The organism is Microcoleus sp. FACHB-672, assembly GCF_014695725.1.
Taxonomy (GTDB): Bacteria; Cyanobacteriota; Cyanobacteriia; order Cyanobacteriales; family Oscillatoriaceae; genus FACHB-68.
The window spans coordinates 181,893-194,759 of the sequence record NZ_JACJOU010000013.1; the positions used below are offsets into that span (position 1 = coordinate 181,893).

A 12,867-nucleotide genomic window follows, 5' to 3' on the forward strand; every position below is an offset into this window, starting at 1 on the left:
ACTGTTTCTCTATTCCCTATATTCCCTATGTCCTATTGATTTTAAGTAAGCATTAAGCTTCGGTAATAGTTCATCAGTGATTGGTTTGAGCCGACCTACCTGTTCACTGCTCAAGAGTTGTCTTGCAGAGGCTAATCTTAACCAGTTTATAGTTTCGTATAAAGAGCCTCTGGCAATCTTTACAAAAAGGCGATTATCTTGGTCATTATAAAGAATTAATATTACTGAGTAGGTGATACCACTTATCCTTACAAATAGGCTTTTTAAATTTGATAATAAGCTAACAAAAAATTAAAATTGCCACGCAGAATCTACTAGGAATAGAAAAGGCTGCCTTAAATAAAAAAACAGTAATCTTACTGAGGTTAGTCTCTAGTGTGGCTGCCTTAAATAAAAAAACAGTAATCTTACTGAAGTTGTCCCCTACTATAGCTGCCTTACAATATTGACGAACAGTCTCTCAGTAGGACGAAAAGGAGCGAATCTTTATGTTTAAAAATTTGAAAAAAATTGTTAGTACCTTGTTAATTGTGATTACGATCACAGTTAACATGAGTCTTGCTTTTCCTCGTTCTGTATCAGCTAGTCCATTTCCGAACTTGAGTGAGGTAGAGCAACAGGTTAAAGGCTCGCTTCCTAATATTGATTGGCAACAAGTCAAACTCTCGGTTCCTAATTCGCTTCCCAATATTGATTGGGAGCAGGTTAAAGGCTCGGTTCCTAATATCGACTGGGAACAGGTTAAAGGCTCGGTTGCTAGCATTGATTGGGAACAGATTAAAGGATCCGTTCCTAATATTAATTGGGACCAAATTAAAGAATCAGTCTTTAAGATTAACTTCCAAGAACTTCAACAAGCTTTTTCTGGTAATGTTCAACAGGTTATTTCTAAAGTTGATATACAACAACTTAGAGAAGGACTTACTGATAGTGCCCTCTCACAAAAAGTTGGGGGTGTGATCGCAGGCACCAGCTCAACAGTAGTTAATCAGGCACAAAAATATCTTGATACTACACCTGACCAGTTATGTAGTATCTATCGTGATCATTTACAAGGAATTGACAATTCTCAATGGGATGCTTTACAAACAGGTGCGGCATCAACTTTTACAGTTTTGCAAGCTGTTAATTCCGCATCAGCAGCAGGGGCAGGGGCATTATCAAGTTATGCTGGAATAGCATCAGCCGTTTCACAACTAGGCTTAGGGGGTGTAACAGCAACTGCGGCAGGACTCTTGGGAAGTAGTGCGACAGGTGCAGCCGCAACTGCGGTAGTTACATCTTTCGTTGGTGGTCCATTAGTGATGGGTGCATTATTAGCCGGCGGTACAGGTCTAGCCGCTTGGGGAAGTTATAAAACAATAGAGTTCACTGCTCAACAGTTTGATGGTTTGACGAAAGAATTTTGTACTCAGCAAACCCCTTGATGATTTAGGGCTTTGACATACCATAATCAAAAGCCCAATCTCCCATCCCTGGCCTGTGGTGATTCACCACAGGCTTGCCTTATACCTACAACCGAACCTTCAGGGACGGCAACCACGCTAGTGGAAAACTGAATGTGCTGTTTACGCTTCGTTACAATGAGAACAAGCGAGAGGCAAAATCAAGCTTCTCCAAATGTGTACTAAAAAGGAGCCGAGAATGAACGGCAACATCCGCGTAGGCAACTTATTTGGGATTCCATTTTTTGTGAATCTCTCCTGGTTTTTAGTTTTGGGCTTAGTGACGTTTAGCTATGGTGGTGGACTCGCAGCTCAATTTCCGGCAATGGGCGGCGCGATGCCCTGGCTGTTGGGATTTGTTGCGGCGCTGTTGCTGTTCGCTTCTGTCTTAGCACACGAGTTGGGGCATAGTTTTGTTGCTATGCAGCAGGGAATTGAAGTGAAATCGATTACTCTGTTTCTGTTTGGTGGTTTAGCGAGTCTGGAAAGAGAGTCAAAAACACCGGCAGAGGCGTTCTGGGTGGCAATTGCAGGGCCGGCAGTTAGCTTTTTACTCTTTGGTCTATTCACAGCCATTGGCACCGGCATCGGTCTGACAGGGCCGGTTGCGGCAATTGTGGGACTCCTCGCTTCGATTAATTTAGTCCTGGCTGCGTTTAACCTGATTCCTGGTTTACCCCTTGATGGCGGTAATATCCTCAAAGCCGCAGTCTGGAAGTTCACCGGCAATCCTTATAAAGGTGTTGTGTTTGCCAGTCGTGTCGGTCAAATTATTGGCTGGATTGCAATCGCTACTGGGGTGTTCGGCAACTTCTGGAATCTGTTAATCGGTTTCTTCTTACTGCAAAATGCCGGTCGCTCTGCTCAGTTTGCCACAGTGCAAGATAAATTAGCCGGCTTGACGGCTGAAGATGCGGTGAATCCGAATAGTCCGATTGTGCCGGCAGAGTTGACCCTGAGAGAATTGGCAAACGAATACATCATTGGCAAAGCAACTTGGCGTAAGTTTTTTGTCACCGATACTGAAGGGCAAGTGTTGGGCGCGATCTCGGTTGACGATTTGAAAGCAATTCCAACCGATCAGTGGCCTCAAACTCAAGTGAAAGACTTGATGAAACCCGTCGAATTAGCCACGGCAGTTAAACCAGAACAATCGTTACTAGAAGTTGTAACGTTACTGGAAACAAAACAGTTAACTGAGCTGCCGGTGATTCGTGAAAATGGTGCGATTGTCGGACTTGTCGAAAAAGCTGCGATTATCAGTTTACTTGAGAAAAGAGCGCAAGCCAATCCTGCTTAATTAGCTTTCTTTAATTCGTAAAGTGCTATTTCCTCCGGACAGTTTCAATACTGTTCGGAGGATTTGCTTTTGTATTCATTTAATCTTCTCAGGTCACTCAAGTTCAAAAACAGTATCCGGACGCCGTCGTAGAAGTCTGGACAATGGACGAACATAGGATTGGACTTAAACCCGTTATCAGAAGGATTTGGGTTGATGAATGGAGTGTACCTATAGCCTCAGTCACTTGGCGTTTTAAATGGTTAGGGTTATATGGTTTTGTTCACCCCCAATCGGGAGAAACATATGGGTGGGTGTTGCCGTTCGTTAACACTGAAATTTTCAATCAAGTTTTAGCAGATGGGTGCCCAACATTTTGGTGTGGGAGAAAATAAACAAGTGATATTGGCCCTGGAGCAAGCCGGATGGCATACCAGCTCAAAACTTCGGGTTCCACCCGGCATTCATCTGATAGAAATGCCGTCTCATTCTCCAGAATTGCAACCTGCGGAAAGACTATGGCCACTGACCAACGAACCGTTAGCCAACGGAACATTTGAAAACCTAGATGAATTAGGGGCGGTGGTTTTTGAGCAGTGTCAACAATTGCTTAAACAAAAAGATTTAGTCAGGGGATTGACAAATTTCCATTGGTGGCCACAAGTCGAAACATAATCATGGGTATGCTACCGGACATGATATCAGTGGTAATAACTATGGGCGAAGAACTTGGATTGAATATGGCTTCAAACAAGCCAAGGATGAATTAGGCTGGGCAGATTACAGAGTTACTGATTATCAAACTATCGAGAAGTGGTGGGAGATTGTTTGTAGCACCTATTTGATGGTTTCTCTCCAGTCTAAAATTTTCAAGGGGACGGACGAACCTAAGCAAGTTACTAGCACTCGCGACAAGCCTGAGGCTAAGTTTCGCAGCCATCAATGGTGGGATGAAGGTCGGGGGCGGAAGGATATTCTCAACAATTTACGCTTGATTATTTAGCCAGTCATCTTTTTTCATTTAATCACTCCTTAGTTAAAGGTTTTCCAGATTCCGATGCTAAAACAAGGTCTTTTTTACTTAATAAACATTATGAATCAGTTCAGCGCTTATGTTCCGGACGGATAGAATCACAGGAGCGAAAATATTTTACTCTGACCAGAGTGACAAAAGAGGGTTATTGAGTCCAAACAAACTCAGCCGAGGCGATCGCATCAGCTGAGTCAGGATAGAAACTTCGCTTAGTTTTGCAGGGCGACAGATCTAACGGTTCTGTATCCGTTACTTGACAAACAGCATTTCTTGATAGGTTGGTAAAGGCCAGAAATCATCGGCTACTTCTCCTTCAAGCGCATCGGCATATTCTCGCACTTTGTCCATTAACGGACGAATTGTTTGGGCAAGATATTGCATATGGTCTTCCAGTGAGGCAAAATCATGTTTGCCCATCGCCGCACTAAGTTTGTTGACGTTATCCATCATCAATTGAATCAGCGATGCTACCTTTTCGGCACTTTCCTTGTCCAATTCGATACCGATCGCCTTGGAGTTGGCGATCGCCGTGGACAGTTCAGATAGATACCGAACCGCAGCGGGGTAGATGATGGTTTTTGCCATACTCACCACTAGCTTGGCTTCGACTTCAATCGCCAGCGTATACTGTTCGGCATAAACCTCAAACCGGCTTTCTAGCTCAATGGGCGTGAGGACACCAAGTCGGTCGAATAGTTCTTCGATATAATCGGCTTTTAAGACAGGTAACGCATCGGCTGTCGTCCGCAGGTCAGCTAAACCCCGTTCTTCAACCGCCATTTTGTGCCATTCTTCCGAATAGCCGTTGCCACCAAACACCACGGCGCTGTGCTTGTCCATTACCTCTTTGAGAACGGTTTTGGCAGCAGCATTGAGGTCAGCTCCCTTTGCCATCTCGCTCTCTAAGGCATCGGCAATCCAAGCCAAGGAATCTGCCATGATCGTGTTCATTGCCACGAGTGGACCCGAAACGGACTGACCCGAACCGACTGCCCGGAACTCAAATCGGTTGCCCGTAAAGGCAAAGGGCGAAGTGCGGTTGCGATCGCCAGGATCTTTGGGGAACACTGGCAACGTGTCTACGCCGAGTTCCATTACCCCAGCGTGGGCAGAACTGGTTGGCTGTCCCTGGCTAATTTGCTCAAACACCTGCTCTAGTTGCGTTCCCAGATAAATCGAGATGATTGCAGGCGGAGCCTCATTCGCACCCAAGCGATGATCATTACTAGCTGTGGCAACAACTGCCCGCATCAGTGGGCCATACTTATGCAGCCCTCGAATCACCGCCCCACAGAACAGCAAAAATTGCATATTCGCATCGGGAGTATCGCCTGGATCAAGCAAATTGCCCTGAGTGGCATTGCCAACCGACCAGTTGACGTGTTTCCCGGAACCATTAATTCCAGCAAACGGCTTCTCGTGCAAGAGGCAGACAAAGCCATGTTTCTTAGCCGTACTCTTGAGGATGGTCATTGTCAACTGCTGGTGATCGCTGGCAACATTGGCGGCTTCAAAAAATGGCGCAATCTCGAACTGACCCGGAGCCACTTCGTTGTGGCGAGTTTTGGCCGGAATGCCTAGCCGATACATTTTCTCTTCTACGTCCTGCATGAACACTTGGACGCGATCGGGAATGGCACCAAAGTAGTGATCATCAAATTGCTGACCTTTGGCAGGGGGTTTGCCAAATAGGGTTCTACCTGTTAGCAGCAAATCGGGACGACTATGGGCAAAATGAGCATCCACCAAAAAGTATTCTTGCTCTGGACCACAACTGGAGTTGACTGGCGCAACTTCCGTGTGTCCCAACAGCTTTAGCAGGCGGGTTGCGGCTTTGTTCATCGCTGCATTCGAGCGCAACAAGGGCGTTTTCTTATCTAGGGCGACCCCTGTCCAGGAGATGAACACGGTGGGAATGCACAAGGTGACGCCATTGTCGGTTTCCATCACATAGGCAGGACTGGTGACATCCCACGCCGTGTAGCCGCGAGCTTCAAAGGTAGAACGCAGTCCACCATTCGGAAAGGACGAGCCATCCGGTTCACCCTGCACTAGAACTTTCCCGGTAAATTCAGTAATGACGCTGCCATCCCCTTGCACCGAAATGAAACCGTCATGCTTTTCAGCCGTCGCATTCGTCATTGGGTAAAAGACGTGCGCGTAATACAATGCCCCTTTAGACGTTGCCCAATCTTTCATCGCCGCCGCCACGGTACCCGCGATTGATACATCCAGTTTTCCGCCTGTTTGGATCGTATTCTTAACAGATTTATAGACATCTTTGGGCAAGCTTGCCTGCATTTTGCTCAGTGTAAACACATCCGTTGCCCACAGCGCTTCTAGTCGCTGCGGCATTTTGGGTGGTAGGGGTTTGCGATCGGTGACTTGAGAGACAGCTTGAACGCGTAATTCATGGGTCATGATGATTGATTCCTAAAAATGTAGGGTTTATGTGAGCGTGCAACATCGACTCTCGCAACTGTGAGGCCAACGTTGTTAATAAGATTCATCGTGGGTGAATGCTTAATACATTTGTGGAACAAAGAGCTGCTCGTTGCGAGGCGGACGCACATAGTCATGAGGGGCGCTCTTGCGAGGCGGCAGTTCCAGGGGTTCCGGAGTCATATCCACATAGGGAATTTTGCTCAAAAAATGGCTAATGCAGTTGAGGCGAGCGCGTTTTTTGTCGTCCGCTTCCACTGTGAACCACGGGGCTTCAGGGATGTTGGTGTGGGCAAACATCGCGTCTTTTGCCTGGGAATATTCCACCCAGCGATCTCGTGACTCCAGATCCATTGGACTCAGCTTCCAGCGACGAGCCGGATCGGTCGTGCGAGACTGGAAGCGGCGCTCTTGCTCCTCATCATTCACCGAGAACCAATACTTCAGCAAAACAATGCCAGATTTGACCAACATCCGCTCGAATTCTGGACAGGTTTGCATGAATTCCTGGTACTGCCCATCGGTGCAGAAGCCCATAACGTGTTCTACTCCGGCACGGTTATACCAACTGCGATCAAAACAGACGATTTCACTCGCAGCAGGAAGATGCAGCACATAGCGCTGGAAGTACCATTCAGTCTTTTCCCGATCGCTGGGCGTCCCCAATGCTACGACTCGACAGCCACGTGGATTCAGCGGTTCGGTGATGCGCCTAATGGTGCCTCCCTTACCTGCGGCATCGCGGCCTTCAAATAGGATGACAATGCGGGCACCTGTATGCTTTGCCCAATATTGCATTTTTACCAGTTCTACCTGTAGGCGAACAAGTTCTTTTTTGTACTCTTTCTTAGGGAGCTTAGAACCACTTTCGCGTTCAGATGTATGGTAAATCCCTTTCAGTTCTGGGGTTTTGCTCAGCTTGGCTTTTTTCTTGTCCTTAGGCTTTTTTTTCTTGTTCTTGGTTTCTTTAGGTTCTGCGGCTAGAGGCTCTAGCGTTACGGTTGGCGAATGGCTACCGTTCAGATTTTCGGTTTCCATGATTGTCCCTGCATGATATGAGAGGGGTACGGAGCAAGTAACAGCGAACTGATGGAAATTGGGGACGCAAAGTTCAAGAAAAATACAGCCTTTGAATCTGCACTGAATCTAGAAACCTGATAGTTGCTGAATTCTGAGGCAAAGTATCACAAACTGAGGCTTACAGCCTTACAACACCCTTAAAGTCCTGAAAAATCTCTTAGACAGATGTAACAGAAAATTTAATTAAACTCTCAACCTGGAATCGCTATGCCCCACTAAAGGTATCTCCTACTCCCCTATAGTAGGAACAGAAAAATAAGACTTTTGTATCGAAAGCAACTAAAGAAGCACATCATCACCCCCTGGAAAATTTGCCAAGAGGCACCGAGAAAGCCCCATTAGAGTGGGACGCGGACTTATCAAGCATTTATGCGATAGCGAAGCGGTAGCGAGAGAATCAGCAATTGTGCTGAGAATTTGCCTGATCCTTACGGCTCAGGCGGAGTATGTCAAACACTCGACCTGGCGATTCACTCTGGGGAACACGTTCTATGAACCTATCCCACTAATAAAATTCTGTTAATCTAAATGTGATATCAAGTCTGGGAAGATACCTAGAATAAAATGGAAATATCAACCTTCGCCAATCAGTTTCTACGCCTCCGATGCCAAAGCGTATTACTATCGAATCGCATTTATCTTTAGCTAAGCTAGAACAACGTTACCGTCAAGCCAAAGACCCTGTGGAAAGAAGCCATTACCAAATTATCTGGTGATTAGCTTGCGGTCGCCGAACTGAAGAAGTGGCACAAATCACGGGTTATAGTCGCAGTTGGATTTACGAATTAGTTTGGGGATATAACCGCATTGGTCCGCAATCCCTAGGAGATAAAAGACATGAACATCCAGGTGCCGAACCCCTGTTAAATGATCTCCAACAAGCGTAACTGTTGCAGGCATTACAATCAACCCCAGCAGAAGGTAGATTTTGGAAGGGCTAAAAAGTAGCGAATTGGATGAGTGAACTACTCGGAAGCACAGTGAGTAGACAAATAGGATGCTCGTAGTAATGTAATTGCATTATTCTGACTCGCCCTCTTCAAGTGAACCTGGCTTTTAGCAACAGGCTTTTGAGTTCTCGAATCTTTTTAGGCATGAGGACATATTGGAATTGTAGCAAAGTCGGGGCAAACCAGCTTGAGTATCACTTACGTTTATCTGCGGTTGATTTTTCCAACACCGGCACCGGCACAAATGAGATTAATCCTATTTTCTTTTCCCCGGCTACAGATCCCCCCACATCCCAAAAGAAAGGTAGGGGGGTTCTATTTGTAGCGCCTCAAAATAAAAACCGTATAACTTTTAGTCAAGCATCCAGCTATTTGTGCCGGTGTCAGCCTTTTCCTGGCTTAGGGGGAGAACAAACCGCTCAAATCTTCCTGGCACTTTGATGGATTCTTGCTGTTTTTTAACGAGTGCCGTCTCTTTTTGCTTAGCCGGCTCCTTCTCTTTTTGTTTAACGGGTTCCTTGTCTTTTTTCAACACCTCAATTTCTTCAATGAGTACGGGTTCCTTGTCTTTTTTCAACGCCTCGATTTCTTCAATGAGTTTTGAGTTGCCTTCTGCAAGTTGCAAGGCTGCTTTTTTAGCTTCCTCAAATTCAGTTTTCTTGTGTTGAGCGCGATCTAGCTTTTTCTGCAAGTCAGTAACGGATGTTGTTTGCTTGTCCAACTCAGACTGTAAGTCAGCAACGGATGCTCTTTGAATGTCTAACTCAGACTGCAACTCAGCAATTTGTTGCTGTTGAGATTCGACTGTTTGGTGGGCAAGAGCCAGAGAAGTTGTTAATTCAGTAACAATGGCTTGTAATTCAGCTTTGGTTGGGGCTGTGCGTTTCGGGCGAGTCTCGTCATGCTCTTCTGTTTCAGCCTCGTCTTCTGTGTCTGCTTCCTCTTCTAGAACTCCTTCAACCTGAGCTTCTAGAACTCCCTCAGTTTCTGAATTAGGGAATTTTTCCGATTCTTCATGTAACAAGTCTGCAAGTCGTTTTTTAGCCATTATTTCCTCCAGTCACGCTGTATTTCTTCTGCCACGCGGCGGTAATCTGCTTCAGCTTCTCGTGCGTTTTTTCCTTTCGCTTTTGTAATGGGAACTCCATCAAGTGCGGCTCTTTCGTGTGCTTTATAAGCACGCACAAAGGCATTGCAAGCGGGGATTCCTAATTCGAGGAGTGTGTTTTGAGCCTCTAGTGCTTCTCCTAAACTCCGCGTATCCACTCTAGTCAGAAGCACCCGATGGGCGGTTCCCACCGGCATGATGGCTTCCCGTACGGTTTCAATTAGCACAGCTAGATCCATCGGCGCTGGAGGTGTGGGCAAAACCACATAATCCGCACTTGCCACCACCGCTGCTAAAGCTTCGGATCTCAGCGCCGGCGGTGTATCTACGACGACTATCTCGTAGCCTTCTACCTTCCGCAAACGCCCCAAAAGTTTCGGATCTGTGTTTCGAGACAGATCGAAGCCCATTGTTTCCTCACCGCGATCAACCCACCAAGAGGCAGATCCTTGAGGATCGGCATCGACTAAAAGAACCCGTGTTTTCTCCGAGAGGGCTGCAGCCAAATTGACTGCCGTCGTGGTTTTCCCGACGCCTCCCTTACCGTTGATGATAGCGATGATTCTTGGCACTGCAAATTCCGACGCTGACTTCCCTGAAATATACCGCTTTATGCGCTCGGATTCTCTCAGCCGATGGTGTTACTTAATAGAACTAAACTTGAAACATCACTTAGCAGTAACAAAAGGAGAGCATTTATGGCGCTAGGTATGCTAGTTGGTGGCAAATGGACGAGCAAACGAGAGCAAGAAGACTCCCAGGGCAAGTTTCTCCGTCCTTCAACGACGTTCCGCAATTGGGTTCGGGCAGACGGTTCTAGCGATTATCTGCCAGAAGCCGGTCGTTACCATCTTTATGTTGCCCTCGCCTGTCCTTGGGCACAACGCACGCTGATTCTGCGAAAACTGAAGGGTTTAGATGAGGCGATCTCAATCTCAATCGTTGATCCGTTTATGGGGGATGAGGGATGGTTTTTTTCTGAAGCACCGGCTTGCATTCCTGATAGTGTAAATGGGGCAAAATATCTCAGAGACATCTATCTAAAGGCAGAACCTAATTTCACGGGACGGGTAACGGTGCCAATACTGTGGGACAAGAAAACCGGCACGATTGTTAACAACGAATCCCGCGAGATTATTCGGATGTTGGATACCGAATTTGATGGGGTAGCAAAATCAGAGATCAATCTCTATCCTACAGATTTGCGGGAGAAGATTGACCAGACCATAGATGCGATTTACCAGCCGATTAATAATGGTGTTTACAGAGCCGGCTTTGCAACGAAACAGGAATCTTACGAGGAAGCGGTTACAGAACTCTTTAACAATCTCGACCATTGGGAAGATGTGTTGAGCCGGCAGCGCTATCTCTGCGGTGATCGCCTCACGGAAGCAGATGTGTGTATATTCACAACCCTATTGCGATTTGATGCCGTTTACTACGGGCATTTCAAATGCAATTTGCGCCATATTTGGGACTACCCAAATTTGTGGAATTACTTGAAAGATATTTACCAGCAGCCTGGAGTTAAGGAAACGTGCGACCTGGATCACATTAAGCAACATTATTACAAAAGCCACAATCAAATTAACCCAACTGGCATTGTTCCGAAAGGGCCGAAACTTGATTTAGACACGCCTCACTCTCGCGATCACTTTTGATGAGGTGAAAAACTTTTGTCATGACTCTTATTCTCCCCTGACTGTTTGAGGAGTATTTTATAGAGAATTTTGCCACCGATCTCAGCAGGAAATTGGGGCATTATGATAACAAAAACCTTCTGACAAAATTGGGAAAAGAATTACTTGAGGCCAATCACCCTTTAATAGTAATAAGATAGAGCCGTGAGCGCTGTTCAAAAAGGAGAGGCAAATGCCCGGTCACGATATTATCGTTATTGGAGCCTCCGCCGGCGGGGTGGAAGCCCTGAATAAACTGGTGGCTGGTTTGCCTAAAGACTTGCCGGCTGCGTTGTTCATCGTGCTTCACATTCGAGCCGAAAGTAAAAGCTTTCTCCCGGATATTCTCAGCCGATATGGGCCTTTGCCGGCGGCTCATCCTAAAGATCATGAGAGGATCGAACACGGACGCATTTATGTAGCCCCGCCAAACTACCACCTGCTCGTCAAAAGCGGCTACATCCGTTTGGTGGAAGGGCCGAAGGAAAATAGCACCCGTCCGGCAGTCGATCCTTTGTTTCGCACAGCAGCAAGGGCATACGGACGCCGCGTGGTAGGGGTGGTGCTTTCGGGCACGCTCGACGATGGCACTGAGGGACTTATCGAGTTGAAGCGGCGGGGTGGTGTCGCTGTCGTTCAAGACCCGGAGGATGCGCTTTTTTCGGGGATGCCCAGCAGTGCTATCGAACACGCAAATGTTGACTATATTCTGCCGCTCTCATCCATAGCACCGGCATTGGTACGTCTAGCCCATGAACCAGTAGTAGAGGAAGGAGGAGAGGCTGTGTCTAACGAAAGCGATACTGACATTGTGGAAGTGGATGGGGCCGGGATGCGGCAGCAAGGACACCCTGGACCGGCCTCAAATTTTACTTGTCCAGATTGCGGCGGGACGCTGTTCCAATTGCAAGACAAGGGTTTGCTGAAGTTCCGGTGTCGTGTGGGCCACGCCTATTCAGGGCAAACGTTGGTTGCAGGGCAAAGCGAGTCCCAAGAAGTGGCGCTGTGGGCCGCAATTCGCTCTCTAGAGGAGCGTGCAGAGTTGATGCACAAGATGAATAAGAATGCTCGCGAACGCAACCATATCGCATCAGCACAGCGTTATGAAGTGCAAGCAAAGGAGGCGGAACAACGTGCTGACTCGATCCGGCAAACGCTGTTCCAAAATCAATTGCCGGTGATTGAAAATCCAGATGAGCCGACAGTTTCATCTAGTGAGGGTGAAGTTGTAGACGCTGCGTTTAAAGTGGTGGTACTGGTGGGGGAAGCCGGCGGGCGGTTGGCGTTAAGTTATATCCTGCCGGCTTTACCCGCCAACTTGCCGGCAGCCGTCATCGTAGTGCAGCGCCTTGATACCCAGTCCGATTCTAGTTTGATGGCGGATGCTGTGAGCCGGTCTAATGGCTTGCCGATCAAACAGGCACAAGAAGGAGAGCAACTGCAACCGGGCGTTGTCTACGTTGCGCCCCCAAATGAGCACTTGCTGGTAACTCCCAATGGCACTTTCTGCCTCTCTTCGGCGGTACTTGTAGACTTTGCGCGTCCCTCCGCCGACTTGTTGCTTCAGTCAGTTGCAGCGAGTTTCAAAGATCGCGCGATCACCGCAATTCTTTCTGGCACCGGCAGTGATGGGGCATCGGGGGTGCGGGCGATTCACAAGATGGGTGGCAAAACAATTGCCCAAGATGAAACTACAGCTCAATTTTTTGAAATGTCTAGTGCTGCCATAGCCACCGGCACTGTAGATTCGATTCTGCCACTCGATGAGATTGCGTCTGCACTTGTAAATTTAGTCATGGAAAATAGTGACGAATAATCTATTGAGAATTCGTCTGCAAAATGAGTGAGCAA

Annotated in this window: 12 protein-coding genes and 1 pseudogene; 8 read left to right on the forward strand and 5 right to left on the reverse strand. The window is 47.1% G+C overall.

Going from position 1 to position 12,867, the window contains the following annotated elements; all coding sequences use genetic code 11:
- Nucleotides 1-9 precede the first annotated feature (9 nt).
- Nucleotides 10-246, reverse strand: a complete 237-nt coding sequence (locus H6F56_RS08705) for a four helix bundle protein (RefSeq protein WP_190667148.1) — start codon at nucleotides 244-246, stop codon at nucleotides 10-12.
- Nucleotides 247-488: 242 nt separating this feature from the next.
- Here H6F56_RS08705 and H6F56_RS08710 point away from each other — a divergent pair, with 242 nt between their 5' ends.
- The 5 genes and pseudogenes from H6F56_RS08710 (at nucleotide 489) to H6F56_RS27295 (ending at nucleotide 3,727) form a co-directional block, all read left to right on the forward strand.
- On the forward strand, nucleotides 489-1,427 hold the full coding sequence (locus H6F56_RS08710; RefSeq protein WP_190666878.1) for a hypothetical protein: 939 nt from the start codon (nucleotides 489-491) through the stop codon (nucleotides 1,425-1,427).
- A gap of 217 nt (nucleotides 1,428-1,644) precedes the next feature.
- Nucleotides 1,645-2,745 carry a site-2 protease family protein gene (locus H6F56_RS08715; RefSeq protein ID WP_190666880.1) on the forward strand — a complete coding sequence of 367 codons (1,101 nt, stop codon included), beginning with the start codon at nucleotides 1,645-1,647 and terminating at the stop codon, nucleotides 2,743-2,745.
- 339 nt (nucleotides 2,746-3,084) lie between these two features.
- Nucleotides 3,085-3,399, forward strand: a complete 315-nt coding sequence (locus H6F56_RS08720) for a hypothetical protein (RefSeq protein ID WP_190666882.1) — start codon at nucleotides 3,085-3,087, stop codon at nucleotides 3,397-3,399.
- A gap of 31 nt (nucleotides 3,400-3,430) precedes the next feature.
- Nucleotides 3,431-3,587 (forward strand): annotated as a pseudogene (locus H6F56_RS27290) (IS701 family transposase); the annotation flags it as partial.
- Nucleotides 3,569-3,727, forward strand: a complete 159-nt coding sequence (locus H6F56_RS27295; RefSeq protein ID WP_190666884.1) for a hypothetical protein — start codon at nucleotides 3,569-3,571, stop codon at nucleotides 3,725-3,727. The pseudogene H6F56_RS27290 and the gene H6F56_RS27295, both read left to right, overlap by 19 nt.
- A 279-nt stretch (nucleotides 3,728-4,006) precedes the next feature.
- On the opposite strand, the gene H6F56_RS08730 is transcribed toward H6F56_RS27295, so the two are convergent.
- Nucleotides 4,007-6,178 (reverse strand): glutamine synthetase III, encoded by a 2,172-nt coding sequence (locus tag H6F56_RS08730; protein ID WP_190666886.1) that lies wholly within the window; start codon nucleotides 6,176-6,178, stop codon nucleotides 4,007-4,009.
- A 102-nt stretch (nucleotides 6,179-6,280) separates the two neighbouring features.
- Nucleotides 6,281-7,237: a polyphosphate kinase 2 gene (gene ppk2, locus H6F56_RS08735; RefSeq protein ID WP_190666888.1), complete on the reverse strand. Its 957-nt coding sequence runs from the start codon at nucleotides 7,235-7,237 to the stop codon at nucleotides 6,281-6,283.
- 785 nt (nucleotides 7,238-8,022) lie between these two features.
- On the opposite strand from ppk2, the gene H6F56_RS08740 reads away from it, so the two are divergent.
- Nucleotides 8,023-8,166, forward strand: a complete 144-nt coding sequence (locus H6F56_RS08740) for a hypothetical protein (protein ID WP_190666890.1) — start codon at nucleotides 8,023-8,025, stop codon at nucleotides 8,164-8,166.
- A gap of 415 nt (nucleotides 8,167-8,581) precedes the next feature.
- Here H6F56_RS08740 and H6F56_RS08745 read toward each other — a convergent pair whose 3' ends face one another.
- Complete coding sequence (locus H6F56_RS08745; protein ID WP_190666893.1) at nucleotides 8,582-9,277, reverse strand: hypothetical protein; 696 nt, start codon at nucleotides 9,275-9,277, stop codon at nucleotides 8,582-8,584.
- Complete coding sequence (locus H6F56_RS08750) at nucleotides 9,277-9,909, reverse strand: ParA family protein (RefSeq protein WP_190666894.1); 633 nt, start codon at nucleotides 9,907-9,909, stop codon at nucleotides 9,277-9,279. Before H6F56_RS08750 ends, H6F56_RS08745 begins: the two co-directional genes overlap by 1 nt.
- A 126-nt stretch (nucleotides 9,910-10,035) precedes the next feature.
- Between H6F56_RS08750 and H6F56_RS08755 the strand changes: the two genes are divergently transcribed.
- Together H6F56_RS08755 and H6F56_RS26245 are read left to right on the forward strand one after the other, a co-directional pair.
- Nucleotides 10,036-10,998 carry a glutathione S-transferase family protein gene (locus tag H6F56_RS08755; RefSeq protein WP_190666896.1) on the forward strand — a complete coding sequence of 321 codons (963 nt, stop codon included), beginning with the start codon at nucleotides 10,036-10,038 and terminating at the stop codon, nucleotides 10,996-10,998.
- Between the two features lie 211 nt (nucleotides 10,999-11,209).
- Nucleotides 11,210-12,832 carry a chemotaxis protein CheB gene (locus H6F56_RS26245; protein WP_190666898.1) on the forward strand — a complete coding sequence of 541 codons (1,623 nt, stop codon included), beginning with the start codon at nucleotides 11,210-11,212 and terminating at the stop codon, nucleotides 12,830-12,832.
- Nucleotides 12,833-12,867 lie beyond the last annotated feature (35 nt).